The following is a 21,344-nucleotide window of genomic DNA, read 5'->3' as shown; positions in this document are numbered from 1 at the left end:
GCCGGTCGGCAGCCGGCGCCCGGCCCAAGACGTGGATAGCCTGACACACAGGACTGACACTCACGGTCCGGATGTCTCTGGAGGCCAGTGGCGCTGTCGGCGTGGATCGCGCTGGTCGACGTTCCCCCGGAGCGGGGCTGCACGACGTTCCTGCCCGGCACCCAGCATCGGACCGGTCTGCGCCCGCAGGACCTCCACCACGAGGAGGACCTGTTCACGATGGACCCGTCGCTGCGCTGGATCCCCCGCGTCACCGTGCCGCTCCGCGCCGGCGACTGCACCTTCCACAGCGGCTACACCGGCCACATGGCGCTGCCCAACCGCACCGACCAGGCCCGGTTCGCGCACGTGACCATCTACATGGACGAGGCGGCCCGTTACAGCGGGACCGAGCACGTCGTGACCGACCCTCTCGGCCTCGCCGCAGGGGAGCGGCTGGACGGCGACAGTTTCCCTCGCCCCTGGGACTGACGCGGCCCGGCCTCAGTCGAGCGGCCACACCTTGCGCCCCTTGGCCAGAACACTGCCGAGGATCGATCGGGCCTGGACAAGCTTGCCGTCAACGTCACCGATCGCGTTGTTGCGCCTGCCGATCTGGACCACGTTCTCGGCTTTTCCGACGAAGGTCGCGCCTTCCACCATCACCGCCGTGCCGGACACCTGACCCACGAGGGTTCCGCCCTGGATGACGACGTCACCGTCCACGTCGCCGAGCCTGACCTCGCCGGGGCCGACGACCTGGACCTTCCCCTGCCCGGCGGGTACGACCACGCCGGCGCCGTCCCTGTGCAGCCGCCAGGTGTAGAGGCCGGTCGCGGCCAGGCCCAGGGCGCAGGCGAGACCGGCGGCGACTGCGGGCACGGTCTGGTCGCAGTCGGCTATGACCCACGTGTTCGCGGGCGGGGCGGGCTCCTGGCGCTGCTCGTAGGTGATGCTGCCGCAGCCGGCCGCGGCAGGGGAAGCACCGAGCAGCAGGAAGCACACCGCTCCCAGGGCTGTGAGCAGGCATCGCGCCAGCAGCCGCCGCGTACGCTCGTTCATCGGCAGTCCTTCGGGCTTGATGGTGGAGGAAGGGCGAAACGGGCCCGGCACTATGGGCCGCTTCCGGCGAGAACGGTCTTGAGCGCCTGGACGCGCGCCCGCGATGACGCCTCGTCCGGCGCGGACGGGTCGGCCTCGCCACGCAGGCTGTGCCAGTGTTCCGTGGCGAGTTCGAGCTGGGCGGCGTGCAGACGCGCCAGGCGGCGGTAGGCGGCGACGCCGTGGCGCAGGTTCTCCGCGGCGCGCAGCGCGTCGACCTTGAGCCGGAAGCGCCGGGCAGGTGAGAGCAGCACCGCCGCCTCCGGCTCGGTGATCGCCTCGCGGGAGGCAGGCGGCAGGTTGGTCAGCGCCACTCGCAGGCCTCCTGCCTCGCTGCGCAGCCCGCGGCGCAGCAGGAGCACGTACAGGACGACCAGAGGGCCCTGGAACAGCAGGAACTGGGCAGGTGTCACCACCAGGACGTGGACGGTGTCACTGGCGGTGAACCACTTGTGGGACTCCTTGGCGATGTAGTCGAGCATGGCGTTGTTGCAGAAGTGCGCGCTGGCCGCCGTGCAGAAGCCGAGGGCGATCGTGGTGATCTGCTGGGGGCGGCTGTGCAGTTGCCTGGCGATGCCGAAGGCCGCGCCGGTGATGGCGGTGAACGCCGTGTGCGCGGCCATCAGCCCGGCCACCTGCCGGCCCCAGAAGTGGAAGCCCGCGCTCGACCCGTCGAAGGCGGCCATGTACGTGACGCTCTCGACGAGGTTGAAGCCGAGCCCGGTCGCGGCGCCGATGACGATGCCGGAGACCACGGAGTGGAAGTGCCGCCGATACAGCAGGAACAGGATCGCCACGCCCGCCCCCTTGCCGAGCTCCTCGAAGAATCCCGAGATCATGGGCAGGCCGATGTCCTTCAGGCGCATCACGTCCAGAGGGTTGTCCGGGATCGGGAAATGCAGGGTGGAGAAGGACTTCCACCACTCGTTCATGGTCAGGCCGAAGCCGACGGCGATGACCGCTCCCCATCCCAGGGCGGCCATCAGCAAGGGCACGGGCACCCGCCGGAAGCGCTGCGTGCAGTGCACGAGCCACAGGGCGTACAGGGTCGTCGGCAGGCACACGAGAAAGGCCAGCGCGTGGGCGCCCGGCCAGGCGATCAGGTCGAGCAGGGACTGGATCTTCAAGGCCGGCAGCAACAGCAGCGTGAACACCAGGGCCCTGCGGTAGCGCCGCGCCACCCGCTCGCGGCGATTCGGCGCCACGTGCCGGGCCTTGGCGTACCGCAGATGTGCCCACGCGACGGCCGCCAGCGCCACCAGCAGCGCCCAGCCTGGAACGTACTGCCAGTAGACGAGCGAGCCGAGGAAGTCCGAGACCTTGGTCAGCTCCGGAATGCCTGCTTCGGCCACGTCGATCTGCGGCGGACGGACCTGGCTGATCAGCATGGTCAGTGCGACCATCGCGTGCAGCGACACCAGGACGAGCAGCGCCAGGCGCTGTCGCCGGCCGGCCGGGAGAAGGCGGGTGTGCTGTTCCTCGGTCATGGGTCACCTGCCGGGCAGTGCGGGAGGGCGGGCATGGGCAGGTGGCGGCGTGGCCGTGGGCCGGGTCGTGGAGAACTCCTGCCGGGAGCCGGCGTGGAAGGGAGAGGGCGTCGGCCCGGCGCGATCCGGCACGGGCGGGGACGGCCGGCCCGGGAAGCTGGGGAGATCGTCCAGAGTGGTGCTCCGGTCGATCACGCAGCTTACGACGAGCCCGAGCGTGAGCAGGCAGCCCCCGGCGATCGACGTGAAGGTGCGGAAGAGGCGCAGGTGCGGCCGGGACTCGAAACCGACGGGCTCGGGCAGCTTGCGCCATGCGCGGGCCTGCTCGGCTTGAGGACCGCACGTGCGTCGTGCGCGGGCCTGCTCGTCCTGAGGACCGGAGGGGCTGGCCGTGTGTGGCGTTCGGCCGCGCCTGAATCGTTTCGGTCTGTTCGCGTAGAGGAAAATGCCGACCGCTACGACGACCAGCGCGAACATGACTCGCTGGATGGTCGCCACCACGGGCGACAACGCCGGGTCCTCGCCGCCGTCCGTGGCCGGTGGTTGCACGAAGAACTCGCCGACCGGCTCGAAGTCGCTCACATGGCAAGACCCCGCGCCGGGAATGGCGAGGGCGAGGCTCTTGGCGTGCAGCCGATACGTGCCAGCGACCGCCTTCCATGTGCCGTCGTCCAGATTGCCGGAACCGCTCAGAAAGGCGCGTTCGCCCGCCGCCATCCCCTGAAGGGAGGCCACCAATTCGGCTGTCGCGGCAGCCGCGCGATTGTCGTAATCCTCGAACCCCTCGCCGGGTTGCAAGGAGAACGTGACGCTGCCGGAAATCTGGGCGGGTATGCCTGGCCGTGCGGCGGTGACGCCACTCAAGTCGAGCCGCACCTGGAAGGGCGTCGTGCCGGGCGCGTCGGCGAGGACGAGTGAGGGCGTCTGGACGGTCAGCTGTCCTGTTCCCCCCATTTCGCAGGTGACCGCGGCCGGGCCGGAGTGTGCGTAGCCCATGGCAGTGACGCCGGGCGCGGGGAGGACGACAAACCCCAGCGCGCCGATCCCAAAGAGGGCATTTCGCATGAATCCACTTTCCAGAGGTGTCCGGCGAGCACCGAGCTATTTCACGCGAGGATATCCCGGCCCCTTGAGGAATTCACCGGGGATTTCGACGGGCACGGCCCTTTCGGAAACGTAAGCCCGATATTTAACTTAAATCCCCGGTTCAACCCCCACCTGATCGGATCAGCCGGACGGCTTGCCGGTGACGGTCTTCGGGCCGGGCGCCTTGATCGACACCTGCTACTGGTCAGCGGTCGCTCGTGCGGGCGCGCGCATGAGGCAGTCCCACCGAGCCTGTCTGGCACTCAGTGCCTATCTGACATATAGTGTCCGTCAGGTGAAAGAACCCACCCCTCAGCAGCGCAGGAGAGGTTGAGCCAACGGGGTGGAAGGCGCGCTGAGGCGTGCGATGGCCGCTCCACCTGGTGGACGTGCCACACGGTGCTGTAGCGATCCAAGGCTGGACGGGAGATGCATGTCCTCTTTCTTCAGACGCAAAAGATGGTCCACCACTTTCAATGCGGCGCTCACGCTCATGCTCACGGCGGTCGGCGCCGGTGCCTATGAGGCGGAAGCGTCGGCGGCCGAGAGCTGTTCCGGCCTGAACGGAACGACGATCGCGGCCGGGGCCATCGCTCTTCCGACCGGGGGCGCCACCATTTCTTCGGCGGTCGCCGCGAATGCCGGTGGCGCGGGGAACCAGGCTTATGACGCCCACTGCCTGGTCTCGGGAGACATAAAACCGGTCGACCCGGCCGCACCGAACATCAAATTCCAGGTGGCGTTGCCGGAAGAGTGGAACGGCAAGGCCGTGATGCTCGGTGGCGCCGGCCTGAATGGATTCGTCCCGCCGCTCACGAACGCGTCGAATCTCTGGGGCGCCCAGAAGATGCCGCTGCCGCTGAGCCGAGGGTATGCGGTCTTCTCCAGCGACTCCGGGCACCAGCCCGAAGAGGGGGAACCGCCCGCCGCTTTCGGCGCCAATCATGAGGCTCTCAAGAACTATGCCGGCGACGCGCTGAAGAAGACGCGTGACGTCGCGGTGTCGCTCATCACCTCCCGCTACGGCCGCGGGCCCGGCAAATCCTATTTCATCGGCTATTCCAAGGGCGGTGGCGAAGCGCTGGCCGTCGCGCAGCGCTGGCCGGCTGATTGGGACGGTGTGGTCGCCGGCGCGGCGGGCTGGAATGTCACCGGGGTGGCGCTCAACATGCTCCATGCCGCCCAGGCGGTGGCGGAGCCCGGGGCATGGCTGAACGAGGCCGAGCGGCACACTCTCCACACCAGGGTGATGAAGGTGTGCGACCCGCTCGACGGCGCGAAGGACGGCGTCATCAGCAACGTCCGCTCCTGCGAGGTCCGGTTCGACCCCGCTGTCCTGCGCTGCCCCAAGGGCCAGGACAGGGGCGACACCTGCCTGTCCGGCGTCCAGCTCGCGGCGCTGAAGCGGATGAACGAGCCCAAGCCCTTGTCGTACGTCATCGGCACGGGTGAAACCAGTGTCCTCGGCTATCCGGTCTACATTGCCGACCATGGCGGTGGCGTGCCCGACTTCCCGCAGAAGGCGCTGCTGACGCAGGTCGGCGTCTACGGCTCGGCCGCGCCCGCTTTCCCGCCGACCCCGCAAATGCCTCTGGCGCTCGCCGACGGCGTCATCCGTCACATGATCGTGGGAGACCCGAACTTCAACACGCTGGCGATGGACATGACGAGCGGAAGCGGGATGGCCTCGCGTATCGCGGCCCACTCGGCGCTCTTCTCCAATGTCACCGATCTGTCGGGCTTCCTGAACAGAAGGGGCAAGCTGCTGCTCTGGACGGGCAGCGCCGAACCGGCGGCCAGAACGACGGAACACTATTACGCGCGGATCCAGGCCACCATGGGGCCGTCGCGGGTGGACTCGTTCGTTCGCTATTACGAGATCCCGGGCGCGCAGCACGGACCCTCGTCGTCTTTCCAGCCGGAGTGGGATCAGCTGGCGGCCATCGAGAACTGGGTCGAGAAAGGCATCGATCCCGCGAACAACCTCGTCGCGACCGACGATTCCGGGGTGCCCGGCCGGACCAGGCCGCTGTGCATGTTTCCTGGCTGGCCCAAGTACGAAGGCTCCGGTGACGTCGACAGCGCGGCTTCTTTCACGTGTGCCACGCGCTGATGACCGCCGGCCCGGAGGGCCCCGGGAGGGGGTGCGCGGTGGCGGGGCGGCAGGTGGGGGTGGAGAGCAGCCGTAGGAGGCCTCCCGGTCACGCCCCGGTCATGACGGGAGCGACGGCGGTGAAGGCCGCGATCAGGAACTCGCCGAGCGGGGTCTCGCCGTTGGCGTGGGTCCACGCCTCCCCGGCGGTGTCCATGCAGGCGATGGCGGCGGCGACGACGGCTCGCGCCTGAACGCCGGCGTGCGGGCCCCCGCCGGCCGACACGAGGCGGCGGCGGACCTCGGGAAGCAGCTCGTCCTGCCACTGGCGGTGCTTCTCGGCGCTACGGGCCCGCAGAGACGGCGTGCCGTACATCATCGCGGAGATCTTGAGCAGCTGTTCCTTGGGCGCCGACGTCTGCTCCAGGCCGAGAAACGCCCGCAGCAGCGCGGTCCAGGCGTCCTCGTCGGCCGGACGCTGCTCCAGGGCGGCACGCAGGACGGCGCCGTCGGCGGCGAGGTGCCGCAGAGCGACGTCTTCCTTGGTGCCGAAGTAACGGAAGAAGGAACGGCGCGAGATGCCCGCGGCGGCGACGATCTCATCGATCGTCGTGGCTTCGAAACCTCGCTCCAGGAACAGGTCCATGGCGACGGCACTGATCTCGTCGTGCACGGCGTGCCGGGTGCGGCTCCAGAGGCCTTCGGTGGGCATCGCTCCAGCGTACCAAGTGCCGTGGTGGCACCACGCGCCAGAGGGGCACCGGCTCGGTGTCGTGGCGCGCTGCGTAGCGGCGGTCCGGCGCCGTCCGGGTTGGGGGTGATCCGGGGATGGCATCGGCTCGCTGCGGGCCTCACCTGTGGTCGCGGAGGAAGGCGGAGATGCCGGCGCGGGTTGGGTAATTGGGCAGGGGCGACGGCTGGCTCTGGAGGAACGCCGTGATGACGGCGGCGGCGCGCTCGTTGTTGTCGTCGAGGCCGTTCCACATGCGGTGTCCGACGCCGGGCAGGTATTGGGTTCGCTCGATGGCGGGGTCGGCGGCGAGGATGCTGGTCTGCCATTGGCGTGTCTGTGAGGAGCATTCGGCGATCATCAGCATCGCGGGGGTCCGGGAGCGGCTCAGCCCGGGAGCGATGGAGGGTGAGTCTTTGATCGTCTGCTGGATGCGCAGGCTGGCGGCGGCGTTGAAGGAGAAGTTCTCCGCGGTGTCCTCGGTGGGGATGCGGCCGGCGTCGCGCGCGCAGTAGGCGGAGGCGGTGTCGCTGCCGAGATCGGCGGCCTTGAAGGCGTTGACGCCTTCGGCCTGCGTGATCAGGCCGGTGTCGGGCGGCAGGAGCCCGAGGCGGACGAGGCCGAGTGCGACGGCGTAGCGGGGGACGTGCGTCGCCCGTGCTCCGGTCGGGGCCGGGGCGAGGCCGCGCGCGGACGGTCGCCCTTGGTGCCCGCTGATCAGTGCGGTGGGGCCGTCCATGGGGCCGGGTTCGGCGATGATCGCCCGGTGCACGCGGGCGGCGGTGTCCGGGGTGGCCAGGGCCCGGGTGAGCACGATCGCGCCCGCGGAGAATCCGAGGACGTCGGCCGGGCCCTTGTCCAGGCGGTCGATGAAGGCGGCGAGGTCGCGTACGGACCTGGCGATCGTGTACTGCTGCATGGGCAGCAGGTCGCTCCGCCCGCCGCCGGGGTGCTCGTAGGCGTACACGTCGTAGCCCTGTCCGGCCAGGAGTCGCAGGAAGCGGTGGTCGAGCACGGAGATGGAGCGGACGGGCCCGCCGTGGAGGTAGACGAGCGGTGTGGGACGGCGGGGGGCGCCGGCGGGGGGATAGTGGTAGACCGCGACCCGGCTTCCCGTGCTCAGGCTCCAGTGCTCTGTCGCGACGAAGGGCAGGCCGGGCGGGTACTGCCGGGTCGTGGGAACGGTGGGGACGCAGACTGACGCGGTGAGCGCCGCGGCGGTGACCACCGGGACGAAGGGCCACAGCCGGCCCGGCCAGGTGCGGCCCCGGCCGCGCCACAGCGCGGCGATGATGCCGGCTCCAAGGACGGTCAGCCAGGCGGCGAGGCCGGAGCGCGCGCCGTCCGTCACTACGACGAGGGCGAGGAACAGTCCGGCCAGCCCCACGACGGCGAGCAGGGTCAGGATCAGACGGCCGAGGAGGCGGATGGCGACGGGGAGAGACATAAAAGTTTCCAAACGCTGTTTCAAAACGACGTTTGGAAACACTACCAGCTCGGCTAGGCTGGTCGTCGTGGGAAGGCCGAGAACCAACGACGACACCGTGAAGGACCGCCTGATCGAGTCCGCGACCGAGATGTTCGCCACCCGCCCACGGGAGTCGATCACCATCCGAGCCCTGGCCGCCGCCGCCGGGACCGCGACCGCCGCGGTCTACTCGCTGTTCGGCGGCAAGGACGGGCTGATCGCCGCAGTGCGCAACAGGGCGGTCGCCGGGCTGTCCCGGGAACTGTCGGCGGTGCCGGCCTCCGATGACCCCCTGGCCGACCTCTATGCGCTGGCGGTCGCGTACCGGCGATGGGGGCGCGAGCACCGCCACCTCTACACCGTGTTGTTCGGCGGCGTGCAGAGCTTCGACCCGTCCGGCGAAGTGGGCGCCGCAGATCCCGTCAGGCCGCTCATCGAGGCGATAGACCGCGCTCGATCGGCCTGCGCACTCTCGGGTGACGCGACCTCGATCGCGCTCTCCCTCTGGGTGACCCTGCACGGCCTGGTGACGCTCGAACTGGCCGGGGCCCTCGACACCGCCGCGGCCGAGGCCACCTTCCGCTCGGCGATCCCCGCCGCGCTGCGCGGCTGGGCAGCCTGACGTCTTGTCGTCGCCGCGTCCCGGCCTGATCGGTCACCGAAAGGACGACGCAGCTCGGCGCCTGCCGCCACGACGGCGACTCGGCCCGGGCGACCGGCTTGCCGAATCCGCGTCACTCCTCGCGACGGCGCATGTCGGGAAACACGGCCGCCAGGGTCGGGCTGTCGGGCCGGTACAGGTCCAGCGGGTCGGCACGCATCGCCGCGTCGAGCGCGTGGGCGTCATCACCGACCAGGATGCGCCACGTGCCGGCGCGTACGCCATCAAGGATGACGGTCGCGGCGTCGGCGGCCGTCAGCGGCGCGGTGTCGCGAAACCACTCACCCATGCTCTTGACCGCAGCCCGAACCTCCTCATCACTCAACCGGTCGGCGGGAACGCCCGCGACGACGGCGGCGCGCTCACGGGCGTCCGCGAGCTCCTCGGCGGTCATGTCGTCAGGCTCGGAGTGGCCGTGGATCCGGCGGGAGTTGATCACGATCTCCGTGCCGACGTGCCCCGGCATCACCAGCGCGACCCGTACGTGCGGCGCGTTGATCCGCAGGTCCGTCAGCATCGCCTCGGAGAAGCCCTTCACGGCGAACTTGGCGGCACTGTACGCGCTCATCGGCACACCGGGGCCGGCCGCCCAGAACCCGTTGACACTGCTGGTGTTGACCAGGCACCCCTCATCACTGGCGATCAGGAGCGGCATGAACGCACGCGTGCAGTTGTACACCCCGCCCCAGCAGACGCCGAACGTACGCTCCCACTCGGCTCGCGAGCTGGTGAAGAAGCTGGCGCCGCCGCCGATGCCGGCGTTGTTGAACAGCAGGTTGATGTGGCCGGTCCGGTGCCGCTCGACCACCTCGTCGCGCAACCTCGTCACCTGAGCCTCGTCCGACACGTCGCAGTGGTGGGTGGTGACCCGCACATCGCCGCCGCCGGGTGCGGCTTTGGCGGCTCGCTCGGCGGTGACGGCCAGCCCGGCCTCGTCGACGTCGCACGCGGCGACCGAACAGCCTTCGGCGGCCAACTGAACGACCAGTTCGCGTCCCATCCCGGCGCCGCCTCCGGTGACGACGGCCATCTTTCCCGTGAACGATCTCATCGCTCAACTCCCTCCGCCGCTGACCACCCTCGCACGTACCGGGGCGGCCATCAACGCCTGGTCCACCTCACAACATCCGCCTCGTCGTCGCCCGACACCGGCCACACGCCGGCGGCTGCCCCGGCCGCCTGGCCGGCTCGGGCAACCATCGACTGCCGGCCGTCGCCGTACGCGCTGGTGCGGCGGAGGGAGGCGGAGAGCGAGCCCATCCGGGCCCTGGCCGGGATCGTCCGTGACCTGGGCCCTCTCCCGTCGGCCTCTCCTGGCTCCTGATGCCGTCCGTCATCCTCGGGTGGGATCTGATGCCAAGCGGGCCGGGTGTTGCCTGGTTGTACGCCAATTCGCGCTGTCCCCGACGGGCAGGTGAGTGGCGGCGTCGCAGTCGTAGGAGCCGACCCGGACAATTACGCGAGATCGAAAGGGGCGGGGGAGTGGCCTTCCCAGATCTGGCGGGATGCCTGTTCGGGGTAGGGCAGAGTCTCCGACTCGGTGTCCAGGACGCGGGTGAGGTGCCCGCCGCTCCGGTGGGCGGACCAGCCGGCGTCGCCGGTGGTGACGAAGCGGACCCATGCCTCCTGGAGTTCGCGGGAGAGCGCGACGGCCTCGGGAGTGGGCTCCTCGCCGATGAGCTGGGTGCCGACGGGGCTGTCCAGCGTGCCGAACGCCAGGGGCACGTCGAGGCTGTGGCAGGCGCCCAGGATGCCGCCGCGGGCCGGGGCAACCCAGCACAGTTCGAACAGGTACGAGGTGCCGCCGGCTGCGGCGTTCGCCTCGGCCAGCTTCTGTGACGGCATGCGGAAGAGGGCGTCGGAGTACACCGTCTCCACCAGCTCCTCCGGGCCTGCCTGCGGGAACGCGGCACGGTAGGCCCGCGCGCCGTCCGGCTGCGGGGCGTGCAGTTCCAGGGCTGCGTGGGCGTCCTGCTCGGTGAAGGTGCCGTACCGTCCGCTCATGACGCTGAAGTACCGGAATTCGTCCCGGGTGTGGCCGACGAGCAGTTCGGTCCCGCTCGCGCGCGCGCCGGTCAGCGCGGGCCAGGGCGTTTCCGGGAGGACCTCGCCGTCGACGACGGGGCACAGCGCGGTGCCGGTCTCCGTGAGGCGTCCCCAGCTCTCCCGGTGCGCGTGGAGGCCGGCGTTGAAGGAGGTGAGTTCGGCGGCCAGGTGCCATGGGTCGATGTCGCGCAGGGCCTCGGCGGTGGGGGCCGCCGCGCCGAGCCGGTCCGCGAACGCGGCGGTGACCTGCCGTGCCAGCGCGGGGGTGCTGTGCAGCCCCGGCACCGAATGGGCGATGGCCCGCCGGAACAGGCCGCGCGCCGGCTTCATCGTCAGCAGGGCGGCGACCGACCCTGCCCCGGCAGACACCCCGGCCACGGTGACCCGGCCGGGGTCGCCTCCGAAGGCGGCGATGTTGCGCTGCACCCACTCCAGCGCCGCGATCTGGTCGAGGAATCCGCGGTTGGGCGGCGCGTCGTCGAAGAACGCGAAACCCTCCGCGCCCACGCGGCAGTTGATGGTCACCACGACGAGTCCCGCCTCGGCCAGCGCTGCCGGGTCGAACATCGGGTCGCTCGACGCCGCCGAGAGGTAGCCGCCCACGGGGATCCACACCAGCACCGGCAGTCCCGCCGCGCCGGGATCCGGAGTGCCGACGTTGAGCGTCAGCCAGTCGGTGCCCTGCGGGGGCACGTCGATCGGCAGGGACAGCGGCACCACCGGGCCGAACTCGACCGCCTGCCTCGTCCCCTCCCAGCGGTGCGGCGGCGCGGGCGCGGCGAAGCGGAGCGCTCCGACCGGGGGCCGGGCGTAGGGGATGCCGCGGAACACCGCGTGCCCCTGCCGCCGGCGCCCCTGCACCACGCCTTCCGTGGTCCGTACCTTTGGCTGTTCGGACATGACGATTCCTTCCCTCGAGTGGACCCCAGGATTATGGGTCAGGTGTATTATGTCAACTGTATTGGAACAGTCCCGGGGTACGAGGGAGGGGCCGGCGAATGCCGAAACAGGTGGATCACCGCGAACGCCGCGAAGCGATCGCCCGCGCACTGTGGCGGGTGGTGGAGCAGCGCGGCGTCACACAGCTGACGATGCGCGTGGTGGCGCAGGAGGCGGGCATGTCACTCGGGCAGTTGCAGCACTACTTCGCCTCCCGGACCGCCATGCTCTCCTTCGCCATGGACTTCGCGTCCGAGCAGACCTCGGTGCGCGTACACCAGGGGCTCGAAAAGCTCGGTGACCGTCCGCACCCCCGTGACGTGCTGCGACTGACGCTCGCGGAAATGCTCCCCCTGCATGCCGACGCCCGCGCGACCAGCCGGATGAGCGCCGCCTACGTCCTGGAGGCGCTGCACGACGAGGCCGTGCACGAGCAGGCGCGCCGCGGCCTCGTCCAGGGGCGGGCCCTCGTCGAGCAGCTGGTCCGCCAGGCGATCGCCGACGGGCACATCGACTCCGGCCGCGACCCGGCGACCGAGACCAACCTGCTCCTCGCCCTCACCGGCTTCACCTCCCTGATCGAACTCGACGTGATCGAGCCCCAGGACGCGCTCGCCGCGATCGACGTGCAGCTGGACCGGCTGTTCAGGAGTACGTGACCTGCCCCCGGGACACGGGTCAGGTGGGGACAAGATCAGCTCTAGTCCGGCCGCTCCCCGGCCTGGTGCCATCTGACCGGCCACCGCTACCTCGGCACCGCGCCCGGCAACGACCGTCCCATCTACGCCCTGAGCGTCCGCGCCGACGCCCGCCGTACCGAGGCCCCATGCACCGTGGCAGTCAACCACCGACTGACCCTTACCAGCTCCACGTTCGCGCGGCCTCCTGAACGCCAGCCCCAGACTGCCCAGCTGATCCTCCAAACCTTAGCTCCTGGAAATGCGGCCGTAGTGCGCGAACGCCTCGCCCAGGCCGGTGGTGCGGCCGTCGGCCGACAGCATCCGGATCAGGTCGTAGGCGCGCACCGTGCCCATCGTCAGCGAGCCGGCCACCCGCAGCATGTCGCGCCAGTGCGCGCGGATCTTGTCCAGCCGGACGGTGTGGCGGGACATGTGCTCCAGCGGCCCGTAGACGGCGCGGGTGTTGGTCCGCCACAGCCGGGTGTCGGCCATGACCCCGAAGTCCTCCACCGACGGCTCGGCGCCGGAGATGTGGGTGAAGTCGGCCGGCAGGCCGGTGCGGTCGAAGACCTCCAGCAGCAGTTCGGGAAAGTCCAGCCGGGGCAGCATGTCATCCAGCAGGGCGCGCAGCTCCTTCATCAGCGGCGGCTCCTCGGCCGCGCCGAGCTTCGCCAGCTGCAGCCGGCCGCCGACGAACTGCACCACGGTGTTGGCGCCGAGCCCGTCCAGCACGCGGGCATAGGCGCCCTCCAGCGCGCCGGCGAGCTCGGCCAGATGCCCGGCCGGTTCGACCTCCGGCTCCAGCGAGGTGAGGATGCGCGGCCGCGCCTGCTGCCACGCGTCCCCGTCCGGCAGCCGGGCCCGCGGGGCGGCCCGCGGGGCGCTCCACCGCTCGGACCCTTCGGCGAACACATCGCGCCGGCGCAGCGCGTGGTGCAGGTGCATGACCGCGCACAGCACGAACGCGGCCTTGTCGACCTGCCCCTCCGGCAGGTCCGGGTTGCGGTAGACGAGCGGCCGCCACGACCCGGTAATCAGCGCCTCGCGCTCGGCGACGTCGCCAGGGCCGTAGCGGCGACGCCCCTTGGCCACCGCCGCGGCCATGCGCACCATCGCCAGCACCGGTGCGCCGGCCTCCACCGCGCGGAAGCGAATCACCTCCAGCAGCAGCTCGATGAAGCCCTGCACCGTGCGCTAGCGCTTGACCAGCTAGACCCGCCACTGTGCGCCGCGTCATCATCAGTGACGGGCACGAACGCCGCGACCGGCTCTACCGCCGAGGTCGCCAGCTCGGCGGCGACCCGCCCGGATGTGTCAGCCAATTGTCGGATCCGGCCGCCGTGGGTCACGCCATCGCGGGTTGGTACAGCTATGGGGCGCGGACGATGCCGATCCCGCGGTCGGCGATGTCCACGTTCAGGACGAAGGGCTCGATGGAGGCGTGCGCGAGCATGCGCGCCAAGACCGTTGCGGCCTTCACCGGCACCGGCGACTTCATGACCTCCTCCCACCACAGGGCCAGCACACCGGCGACGTGCGGCGTGGCCATGCTCGTGCCGGACCAGGAAACCAGCCCTCCACCGAGTTGCGCGGATTCGATGTTCACACCGGGCGCGCTGATCTGCGGGAAGGTGTTGGAGAACCACGCCGGGAACAGGCCGTTGTGGCTCTGCTCCAGGGCACCGACGGAAACCACGCCCTCCGCGGCGGCAGGTATGGTGACGGCGATCTCGAACTCAGGGCGGGAGCTCTCGTTGCCCGCGGCGGCGGTGACGATCGTGCCGGGCCCGATGGCCTCGCGGCGGGCGATGAGCTGCATCAGCACGTCGAACAGGCGCACGTTCGCCCGGTACGCCTCAAGGGCCATGGAGGTCGCGACATCCGGCCGCAGCCCCATCTGCTCGACCAGGAACTGCACGTAACCAGGGAAGTCCCAGCCGATGGACATCGAGATGACCTGGGCGCCCTCGTGGAGCGCCCACTCCAGCCCGCGCAGCAGCATCTCGGTGTCGCCGAAGCCGTTGTCATCCAGGACCTTGCCGATCAGGGCCTTCGTCACGCCGGGCGCCACGCCGATACGCGTGCCGTCCACCGGCCGGCCGAAGATCGTGCCCGCGCAGTGGGTGCCGTGGCCGAACTTGTCGCCGATGCCCGAGCCGGAGAAGTCCTCCTGGACCAGGTTCATCCCGCCGAAAGCAGGGTGTGATGAATCGATGCCGGTGTCCAGCACGGACACGATCACGTTGGCTCCTGAACACCGCGACACATCGGCGCCCACCGCCTTCACGCCCCAAGTAACCCCGGTGGAGCCGTTCGAGGAGGGGTTCTCGGCCGCCCTTCTGTTGTTCCCGTCGATCTCCAGCGGCCGGATCAGCTTCGTCGGCATCACCGGTGCGATTCCCCGCACCTCGGGGTCGCGAGCCAGCTCGCGTATCTCCCGTTTGGTCAGCTCGACGACCTCCACATGCGGCTCGCTGACGGAGCCGACCGGCGTCGTGATGGTCGGCCGCGTCAACTCGAACGGACTCGACATGCGTACGCCGCCCAGGTCGCGCAGGATGCTGTATTTCTTACCCATCTAGATCTCTCCCCCAGTTGCCTGCTGTCCAGGTAGGACGTGACAGGATCCGTCATCCCGGCACAGCACAAGGCCCGACCCTGCCGCGCAATGACGTTCGGCGGCAGTGGGTGCGGACCTTACATCGCCTGAGGCGTGCGGCGAGTCCTGCAATGAACTCGATGCCGCGCGGTGCCCATACTTCGTTTGCACCGCGGTCATGCCCAGACCCGTATAGGTCTCCACTCAAGTCACGATGAAATCCTGGCCAACGATCACGCGGCTGGGCGTACCATCCCTAACCGGTCCGCGCGGCAAACGGTCATCTGAATCTTCACGAGACGAGCACGCTACGCCGCGGCAGCCCCTCGCGAATCCGGTCGATGACTGGTGCCCGCGTCGGCCGGTGGTCCGCGTGTCAGTGCGTGAAGAGGGCGCGGTGGGGCGGCGACGGCGTCGATGCCGGGCCGGGCATAGCGCTCCAGGGAACGCACGGAGGCATGCCGGGATCTGACACAGGTACTACGCGTGGTGGTCCGTCGCGGCCCGGGAAGGGTGGGTGTCAGGTGACATCCGATCTAGCCATTGATCATGGCGTGACCTCGCGTTGGCCAGTTCACCTGTCACGGACTGCGAGGTAGCTGTGTCATTTAGCGGCCATTTTCCGGCAGGGTGAGCGGCCGCCATCGAGAGGGCATGGCTGATGGTGGGTCCGGCAGTGTCGCCCGGCGCTGCAACTCCTCAATCACCCCGATCAACTCGCGCACTCCGTCTCCGTACGGTGGCCACTTCCGCGTACGCTCGGTGAGATTCACAAACGCTCTGGCGGGTGCGACGCCCCTGTTGATGTGATAACCGCATTCCCGGTGTCGAGAAGCCAACCGGCAGAGGCGATCGGGAAATCGCGCCCTGTCGGTGGGCGGCGCTAAGATCGCGTCCCATGCTTCCGGGTGGGTTATGGCGGATTGTCAGGGCCGTAATAGTCGGTCTGATTGTCGTGGCGGCGGTCACGGGCCTGGTGCTTGGTGACGCCTGGCTCTGGGTGGCCGCCACGTGGACACCGCCGAATTATGCGGGGTTCGCCGAACACGACAGGTTCGACACTGTGACGACTGTCGCGATGTTCGTGTCCGCTCTGGTGAAGGCCGCGCTCCTGTGGCTGATCCTGCGCGCACCCGTGCCGGGACCGATGAACCGCCAGGCGACGGCGTTGCGTTGGCTGCTTTATCTGGCGGTGGCGTACACCCTCGTCCTCTGGTATCCGATCGCGCTGTTCCCCGATGGGGTTGATCTGGCGTTCGAGCTCGTGCTGTTCGCCGCGATCGACGTCCTCTACCTGTTCGTCATCCGATGGCGGTCCGGGTTGTTGCGCGCGGCGGCCGGCGTGCTGTTCGCGATCGAGCTGGCCGGGATGGCCAACGATCTGCTCGACCAGCTGGACCTTCTGGAGCTTCCACTGAGCGGCGGCGTCGGGCTGTTCCTGATGCTGAGCGGGCCGGCGGCGATCGTCAGCACGGTCGTGGGGCAGTGGCGTGACGGCCGGTGGAGCCGCGGCACGCTGACCGCCGGATGGTTGTCGGTGGGCGTGCTCGCGCTGGCGCTCCCGCTCAACATTCTCCTTGAGAGCATCTCCGGCGGCCACACGGTGGTGTGGGTCGTGATGGACGCGGTACAACTCGTCAGCCTCGTGTGGATGGCGGCGACCGCCCGTGAACTGCCCACCGAGGAGCGCTTGACCGACCTCCGGCCCGGGCGGCAGCGCGCGCTCCGGATCGCGGTGGCGACCGTGGCCGTGCTGCCGGTCATCACACAGATCCACCCGGAGCAGTCCGCGCACCTCTCCTACTCCGGCTGGTCGACGGAGTGTTACGACCGGCCCGGTTTCGGCGACCTGAAGCCCGAGGAACGCGACGCCATGTTCCTGTGCCTGGCTCGGAACACGGCTGGCGGGGTGCCCCCCATGTTCCCGGACAGCCTGTCGGACCAGGGGGTTCTCGCGTACGGACGGTCGCTGTGCCGGGCGAAGGACCGCGAGGAGCAGGAGGCGATTCTGAAGCGGGCCGGAAGCGAGCGGCCCGCCTGGGGCGCGGACCCGCGGGAACTCGTCTACGTCTGCCCGGAGATCATCGCAGCGACCCGTCCCGAGCTGTTGCGGTCGACCGCGGAGAAGGAGGCGGCGAACGACTCCTACATCGCCGAGGCGAACGCGAAGTGCCGCGACCCGTGGCCCCGGCGGAAGGGTGTCGTGCAGGCCACGGCCAACTACTTCCTGTTCGTCGACGGCGATCACGGCTATGTGGTCCAGGACCCCGAGGACGAAACGGCCGAAGGCGCGATGGACCGGGCGGTGGACGAGCTCTACGACGACGACGGCTCCCCCATCGGGGTGGCCGGCAGCACGGTGCTCGTCGGGCACGTCGAGGACGTGTCCGATCTGTGCCTCACCGTGAAGGCCTTCCGTACGGCACCGCCGCTGCGGACGGCCGGGTGGGAGCTGGTCAACGAGGTGCCGATCGTCAGCCGCAGCGGCCGGCTCAGCGTGCCGGAGATGGGCGATGGCGAGGTGGGCGCGGGCGCCCCGATGCCGAACCTGGCGATCGCGGGCAAGGGCCGCTACCGGCTCCGGGTCTACGTGCGGCTCGGCGAGACAGGGGAGGAGCACCTGGTCGTCGTGTTCCCGGGCGCGTCGAAGAAGAGGCTCAAGGTGAAGCCGTGAGCGGCGGAAGGGCGAACCGGACGCTGGTCAGGCGTCCGGACACCTCTCACAGTCGGCGGCAGGTCTCGGGGCGATGGCCGCCCGTCGGATCGGCGCTGCCACCCTGGCCTTGATTCAGCGCGGGGGCGGAGAAGCGAGGTAGCGGGAGAGGTGAGTCTCACGGCCGAACGGAGCACCTGCCCGTACACCGCGAGCTTCGGCGCGCGGGTGAGACCGGTCGCTTCCAGGCGGTCGGCGGTCTCCAGGGCCACCTGGTCGGCGAGCGGGTGCTTGCCCTCATGGCGCAGCATCACGCCAGGCAGCGTGATGCCAGGACGATGCTGGGGCGAGCCGGACAGGCGGGCGAGCATGATGGCGCGGTCGGCGGCGAGCCGGCTGCTGGCTTGCCGTCCCGCCCTGGACAGGGCCTCGGTGGCCAGGCCGTAGCAGGCGGCGGCCCAGATGAAGGCATCGGGCGTGGGCCGCTGCTCGACGCTCTTGTGCGCGACGGCCAGCAGGTCCGGCAGGGCGGCCACCAGCCGAGCCAGCTCGCCTCGGTCGAAGAGCCGGGTGGCGCGGGCCGGCCGGGTGGTGAGCTGGCCGGCCGGGCGGACGGGATGACGGCCAGCGCGTCCTCGATGCGGGCCCAGCAGGGTGGCGGGCACCGCCGTGTCGGCGGCCGTGATCAGCCTCCTGCTGCCCGTGCGGCCACGCCAAGGCGACCGGTTCTTCCGAGTGTTGGCCGACGGTGGCCTCGACCGGCCCGCCGGGTTCGCGTTTCCATGCTGTCAGCTGCCGTTCGGGGTTGGTTTCCCTCCTGCACGACAGGTGAACAGGCATCTGCGAATTACCCGCGTGCCGCCATGTGTGGTCAGGAAATGGCCGCCTTCTGGACTGTCAGTCGGTCATCGGCGTGATGAAGACTGCCCGCATGAAGGGCGAGGCTCACCAGCGTCGGCACCGCGACGTTCACAAGTCTCGACGCCGGACGGCCGATCGGCTCAGGGCCGAGGAACGATGGGGACTGTCTGTTCGCGGGCGATGCGACGAAGGTGGAGATCAGTCGCACTTCATCCACTCCCCAGGCAAAAGCCATGGGGGAATGTAGCCGCAATTTCCGTGTCTCGCGCGGGAAATCGTCGATGAGCCAAGAATCGCGGAGAAAGAAGGAAGTAGATGAAGAAGGCCATGATTGCCGGGGATCAACGTTCGGCCCCAAACAGTGACCCGCATCCATAAGGTCATTCGGATTGCAATAGAGGAATCTTCAGTTAGATCTGCAAGCAGTCCTCGTCAACCAAGCTGACGAGGACTGCTTGCTTTGTGTGCGAACCGCCGGCCCTTGCGGCCGGGCCCTGATACTCCAGTGACACTCTGCGATCTTTAGTGCTGGCACCCGAAGCCGTAGCGCGCCCGACAAGAGGTTGGCGTCACTCGAAATGAATGGCGGCGGAGGCTACGAGGCCACCAAAAGCCAGGAGCACGGCAACTGTTCCGATACCGCCCAGGAGGACGATCGACTTCACCACACCAGGCCTGATCCGGACGATGAGAACTCCTGCGATGAGAGCCACACCGAAGATGTAGCCGCCCACCAGACGAGGGACGGGGGCTGGTCCGCGAATGAAGCCATAGCCCCGGATCACGAAGATCCCCAGCGTCAATCCAACGAGCCCGAAGCCGAGCAACCCAAGCGACACTGACAGCCATCGCGCCATGAATACACGCCCTCCCCAAGCTCGCCCCGCCGTTGAGACTGATCAGGCTACCCCGTAGATCACGCCCGCGATCGCGACATTTCGCGGTCTTGAGGCGTTGGGGTCACATGGCAACGGCCACCGCGTGCTTCGACGGCGTCAGCGAACTGCAGCGCTGCTGCTGCACGCCGCCGTCCCCGAGAAGGCGCCGCCCAGGCGCTGGCCCGCCAGACCTCGGCCACCCCGCTCTACCGGGCCTACCAGCACCTGCTGCATCAGCACCTGCACGCCTGCCCCCGCCCGGGCGACGAGGCCATCGTGACCGGCACGGCGCCGTCGTCGGTCCTGGCCAGGTCTCGCAGGTCAGGCGCTACTTCGGCAGGCCGCCGCGGATCACGAGTGCGTCGTGATCGGTGTACGTGGTCCGCTCGATCTCCAGCTCCGGCCCCGTGAGGTTCCCGTACGCGTGCTGGATGCCGGGAGCCTGGCTCGCGGTCGCGTCGGTCAGCGTCCACAGGCCCTCGGACGCGCACGACGTGCGGCGGTTGACGTCCCCGGCGAAGACGACCGGCCGGCCCGCGCGGGAGGCGAGCACCTGGACGAGCTCGGCACACTGGGTGGAGTTGGCGGAGCCGGGGGCCTCGCCGTCGGTGGACAGGTGGCTGGTGCACACGTCCACGCCGCGGGCGGTCGTTACGCAGAGCCAGCGCCGCTGCTCGACGCCGCTGAACACGGAGTAGGGCGCGTCCTCGGCGGCGCGGATCGCCTCCTTGGTGAGCACGGCGTTGCCGAACTCGCCGCGCCCGCTCGGCGTCTTGCAGGCCAGCGGCGCGCCGTTGTAGATGACGGTGGCGAAGCGGTAGTGGTAGCCGGTGCGCTCGGCGATCTGTGCCACGTCGCCGCTGCACGCCTCGTTGAGGGTGACCGCGTTGACGTCGTTGGCCTGGATGCGCTCCACCGTCTCGTCCAGGATCTTCGGGTACTGCGTCTTGCCGTAGCAACCGGCGTAGCCGCTGAGGCAGAGGTTCATCTGGAGCAGCGAGTACGGCGGCCGTCCTGCCGGGGGCCGCGTGGCGGCCACGGCGGCGCCGCCGGAGAACGACAGCAGCCCGGCCGCTGCCAGGCAGCCGACGAGCAGGACACGCAGATGCATCAGGAGAAATCGGATCACGGCGACATTGTGCTGGTGTGATCGTCAAACCGGACAGAGCGGGCGGAGAGTGTTCACCGCCCTCTCACGCGGTCGTCACCCACAGTCGTAGCCACAGCCGTTCTCGCGAATGCCACGGTTGCTGCGGCACTCGTGGCCGACGCAGTCGAAGCGCTCGCAGCAGGAGCCCTCGCGGTCCTCGTCCCGCGGGAATCGGTACAGGCCGCACGTGCAGCAGGTCGAAGCCGTCGGTACGGCGACGGGTACGACGGCTCGCGAGCTTGGTCAGCCGGTGGTGGACGCCGGCGCCGCGTCACCATCGCGTTGACGCAGCATGCGCAGGACGGTGGCCGCCGAGGGGCGGCGGCCCTTCTTCTTGCCTTTGGCGATGACGAGGCGGGCGGCGATGTCGCGCAGGCTGAGGTTCTGCTCGCGCAGGTGCAGGGCCATGGACAGCATGGCGTCGTCGGTGACGGCGGCGCCGCCGATGGTCTTGCCGCGGCTGCGGGCCGATTCGTGACCTTCCAGGGTGCGGTCACGGATGTACTCCCGTTCCGTCCCCGACAGCACGGTGAACACGACGCCGGCGGGGTCGTGGCCGCCCCGCAGCTCGCCGGTGAGGAACTGCAGACCGATGCCGGCGGCGCGCAGCTGCTCGGCCAGGGCGGCCAGGTCGAGGCCGCGGCCGAGCCGCTTGTGCTCGTGTACCACGAGCGTGACCGCGACACCCGCCGAGCGGAGCTCGCGGGCCAAGGCGACGGCCTTGTCGAGCTCGGGCCGGGTGGTGGCGCGGGTGGAGATCTTCTCTGCGAAGACGCGGGTGACGCCAGCGGCCCGGAGCGCGTCGAGCTGGGTGGCCAGGGGCTGACGGACGGTGGTGGCGCGGGCGTACCCGATCCGCACGTGCCCGGCCGGTTCGGCCCCGGCTGCGGCCACGCTCGGCGCCCGGCAGAAGAGCCGGCCGGGTGGGTGTCGG

At 69.7% G+C, this 21,344-nt stretch carries 19 protein-coding genes; 5 read left to right on the top strand and 14 right to left on the bottom strand.

From position 1 onward, the window contains the following. The first annotated feature begins 87 nt into the window (after positions 1 to 87). Positions 88 to 471: a phytanoyl-CoA dioxygenase family protein gene (locus tag ACBJ32_RS47880; protein WP_375132561.1), complete on the top strand. Its 384-nt coding sequence runs from the start codon at positions 88 to 90 to the stop codon at positions 469 to 471. A gap of 12 nt (positions 472 to 483) precedes the next feature. On the opposite strand, the gene ACBJ32_RS47875 is transcribed toward ACBJ32_RS47880, so the two are convergent. From ACBJ32_RS47875 to ACBJ32_RS47865, 3 genes are read right to left on the bottom strand one after another with little or no spacing between them, the layout of a single operon-like run. Next, the gene (locus ACBJ32_RS47875; protein WP_375132560.1) at positions 484 to 1,041 is read right to left on the bottom strand and encodes a hypothetical protein; all 558 of its coding nucleotides are present in this window, start codon (positions 1,039 to 1,041) and stop codon (positions 484 to 486) included. A gap of 50 nt (positions 1,042 to 1,091) precedes the next feature. Continuing rightward, the gene (locus tag ACBJ32_RS47870) at positions 1,092 to 2,567 is read right to left on the bottom strand and encodes a PrsW family intramembrane metalloprotease (RefSeq protein WP_375132559.1); all 1,476 of its coding nucleotides are present in this window, start codon (positions 2,565 to 2,567) and stop codon (positions 1,092 to 1,094) included. A gap of 3 nt (positions 2,568 to 2,570) precedes the next feature. Then, positions 2,571 to 3,632, bottom strand: coding sequence for a hypothetical protein (locus ACBJ32_RS47865; protein WP_375132558.1), 1,062 nt, complete (start codon positions 3,630 to 3,632; stop codon positions 2,571 to 2,573). Positions 3,633 to 4,086: 454 nt separating this feature from the next. Here ACBJ32_RS47865 and ACBJ32_RS47860 point away from each other — a divergent pair, with 454 nt between their 5' ends. Next, on the top strand, positions 4,087 to 5,766 hold the full coding sequence (locus tag ACBJ32_RS47860) for a tannase/feruloyl esterase family alpha/beta hydrolase (protein ID WP_375132557.1): 1,680 nt from the start codon (positions 4,087 to 4,089) through the stop codon (positions 5,764 to 5,766). 88 nt (positions 5,767 to 5,854) lie between these two features. Here ACBJ32_RS47860 and ACBJ32_RS47855 read toward each other — a convergent pair whose 3' ends face one another. Beyond that, on the bottom strand, positions 5,855 to 6,457 hold the full coding sequence (locus ACBJ32_RS47855; protein WP_375132556.1) for a TetR family transcriptional regulator: 603 nt from the start codon (positions 6,455 to 6,457) through the stop codon (positions 5,855 to 5,857). Between the two features lie 139 nt (positions 6,458 to 6,596). Further along, positions 6,597 to 7,922 carry an alpha/beta hydrolase gene (locus ACBJ32_RS47850; RefSeq protein WP_375132555.1) on the bottom strand — a complete coding sequence of 442 codons (1,326 nt, stop codon included), beginning with the start codon at positions 7,920 to 7,922 and terminating at the stop codon, positions 6,597 to 6,599. A gap of 67 nt (positions 7,923 to 7,989) precedes the next feature. Here ACBJ32_RS47850 and ACBJ32_RS47845 point away from each other — a divergent pair, with 67 nt between their 5' ends. Continuing rightward, positions 7,990 to 8,565, top strand: a complete 576-nt coding sequence (locus ACBJ32_RS47845) for a TetR-like C-terminal domain-containing protein (protein WP_375132554.1) — start codon at positions 7,990 to 7,992, stop codon at positions 8,563 to 8,565. A gap of 112 nt (positions 8,566 to 8,677) precedes the next feature. Here ACBJ32_RS47845 and ACBJ32_RS47840 read toward each other — a convergent pair whose 3' ends face one another. Further along, entirely contained in the window at positions 8,678 to 9,655 is a 978-nt protein-coding gene (locus ACBJ32_RS47840) for an SDR family NAD(P)-dependent oxidoreductase (RefSeq protein ID WP_375132553.1), read from the bottom strand. Positions 9,656 to 10,059: 404 nt separating this feature from the next. Beyond that, the gene (locus ACBJ32_RS47835) at positions 10,060 to 11,550 is read right to left on the bottom strand and encodes a carboxylesterase/lipase family protein (RefSeq protein WP_375132552.1); all 1,491 of its coding nucleotides are present in this window, start codon (positions 11,548 to 11,550) and stop codon (positions 10,060 to 10,062) included. Positions 11,551 to 11,648: 98 nt separating this feature from the next. Between ACBJ32_RS47835 and ACBJ32_RS47830 the strand changes: the two genes are divergently transcribed. Continuing rightward, positions 11,649 to 12,248 (top strand): TetR/AcrR family transcriptional regulator, encoded by a 600-nt coding sequence (locus tag ACBJ32_RS47830; RefSeq protein WP_375117904.1) that lies wholly within the window; start codon positions 11,649 to 11,651, stop codon positions 12,246 to 12,248. 267 nt (positions 12,249 to 12,515) lie between these two features. Here the strand turns inward: ACBJ32_RS47830 and ACBJ32_RS47825 are convergent, their stop codons facing one another. Together ACBJ32_RS47825 and ACBJ32_RS47820 are read right to left on the bottom strand one after the other, a co-directional pair. After that, positions 12,516 to 13,457: a Tn3 family transposase gene (locus ACBJ32_RS47825; RefSeq protein ID WP_375132551.1), complete on the bottom strand. Its 942-nt coding sequence runs from the start codon at positions 13,455 to 13,457 to the stop codon at positions 12,516 to 12,518. A gap of 181 nt (positions 13,458 to 13,638) precedes the next feature. After that, positions 13,639 to 14,847 (bottom strand): S8 family serine peptidase, encoded by a 1,209-nt coding sequence (locus ACBJ32_RS47820; RefSeq protein ID WP_375132550.1) that lies wholly within the window; start codon positions 14,845 to 14,847, stop codon positions 13,639 to 13,641. A 1,084-nt stretch (positions 14,848 to 15,931) separates the two neighbouring features. Between ACBJ32_RS47820 and ACBJ32_RS47815 the strand changes: the two genes are divergently transcribed. Next, on the top strand, positions 15,932 to 17,542 hold the full coding sequence (locus tag ACBJ32_RS47815; RefSeq protein ID WP_375132549.1) for a hypothetical protein: 1,611 nt from the start codon (positions 15,932 to 15,934) through the stop codon (positions 17,540 to 17,542). On the opposite strand, the gene ACBJ32_RS47810 is transcribed toward ACBJ32_RS47815, so the two are convergent. The 5 genes from ACBJ32_RS47810 to ACBJ32_RS47790 form a co-directional block, all read right to left on the bottom strand. Then, positions 17,455 to 18,186, bottom strand: a complete 732-nt coding sequence (locus ACBJ32_RS47810) for a hypothetical protein (RefSeq protein WP_375132548.1) — start codon at positions 18,184 to 18,186, stop codon at positions 17,455 to 17,457. The genes ACBJ32_RS47815 and ACBJ32_RS47810 overlap by 88 nt on opposite strands. Before the next feature lie 206 nt (positions 18,187 to 18,392). Beyond that, positions 18,393 to 18,617 (bottom strand): hypothetical protein, encoded by a 225-nt coding sequence (locus ACBJ32_RS47805; protein WP_375132547.1) that lies wholly within the window; start codon positions 18,615 to 18,617, stop codon positions 18,393 to 18,395. A gap of 334 nt (positions 18,618 to 18,951) precedes the next feature. Beyond that, a complete protein-coding gene (locus ACBJ32_RS47800) occupies positions 18,952 to 19,239 on the bottom strand; it encodes a hypothetical protein (protein WP_375132546.1) in 288 nt (95 codons plus the stop codon). A gap of 349 nt (positions 19,240 to 19,588) precedes the next feature. Beyond that, positions 19,589 to 20,389, bottom strand: coding sequence for an endonuclease/exonuclease/phosphatase family protein (locus tag ACBJ32_RS47795; protein WP_375132545.1), 801 nt, complete (start codon positions 20,387 to 20,389; stop codon positions 19,589 to 19,591). Positions 20,390 to 20,653: 264 nt separating this feature from the next. Then, a complete protein-coding gene (locus tag ACBJ32_RS47790) occupies positions 20,654 to 21,304 on the bottom strand; it encodes a recombinase family protein (RefSeq protein WP_375132544.1) in 651 nt (216 codons plus the stop codon). Between the last annotated feature and the right edge of the window lie 40 nt (positions 21,305 to 21,344).

It is taken from the genome of Nonomuraea sp. GTA35 (assembly GCF_041950525.1).
GTDB lineage: Bacteria > Actinomycetota > Actinomycetes > Streptosporangiales > Streptosporangiaceae > Nonomuraea.
Note: the sequence above shows the minus strand (reverse complement) of the source record. Positions and strands in the feature narration are given on the sequence as shown.

Bases quoted from the DNA above. Each gene is read 5' to 3' on its own strand.
- ACBJ32_RS47875 (WP_375132560.1), bottom strand. From the start codon at position 1,041: ATGAACGAGCGTACGCGGCGGCTGCTGGCGCGATGCCTGCTCACAGCC.
- ACBJ32_RS47870 (WP_375132559.1), bottom strand. From the start codon at position 2,567: ATGACCGAGGAACAGCACACCCGCCTTCTCCCGGCCGGCCGGCGACAG.
- ACBJ32_RS47865 (WP_375132558.1), bottom strand. From the start codon at position 3,632: ATGCGAAATGCCCTCTTTGGGATCGGCGCGCTGGGGTTTGTCGTCCTC.
- ACBJ32_RS47860 (WP_375132557.1), top strand. From the start codon at position 4,087: ATGTCCTCTTTCTTCAGACGCAAAAGATGGTCCACCACTTTCAATGCG.
- ACBJ32_RS47855 (WP_375132556.1), bottom strand. From the start codon at position 6,457: ATGCCCACCGAAGGCCTCTGGAGCCGCACCCGGCACGCCGTGCACGAC.
- ACBJ32_RS47850 (WP_375132555.1), bottom strand. From the start codon at position 7,922: ATGTCTCTCCCCGTCGCCATCCGCCTCCTCGGCCGTCTGATCCTGACC.
- ACBJ32_RS47840 (WP_375132553.1), bottom strand. From the start codon at position 9,655: ATGAGATCGTTCACGGGAAAGATGGCCGTCGTCACCGGAGGCGGCGCC.
- ACBJ32_RS47835 (WP_375132552.1), bottom strand. From the start codon at position 11,550: ATGTCCGAACAGCCAAAGGTACGGACCACGGAAGGCGTGGTGCAGGGG.
- ACBJ32_RS47830 (WP_375117904.1), top strand. From the start codon at position 11,649: ATGCCGAAACAGGTGGATCACCGCGAACGCCGCGAAGCGATCGCCCGC.
- ACBJ32_RS47820 (WP_375132550.1), bottom strand. From the start codon at position 14,847: ATGGGTAAGAAATACAGCATCCTGCGCGACCTGGGCGGCGTACGCATG.
- ACBJ32_RS47805 (WP_375132547.1), bottom strand. From the start codon at position 18,617: ATGGCTTTTGCCTGGGGAGTGGATGAAGTGCGACTGATCTCCACCTTC.
- ACBJ32_RS47800 (WP_375132546.1), bottom strand. From the start codon at position 19,239: ATGGCGCGATGGCTGTCAGTGTCGCTTGGGTTGCTCGGCTTCGGGCTC.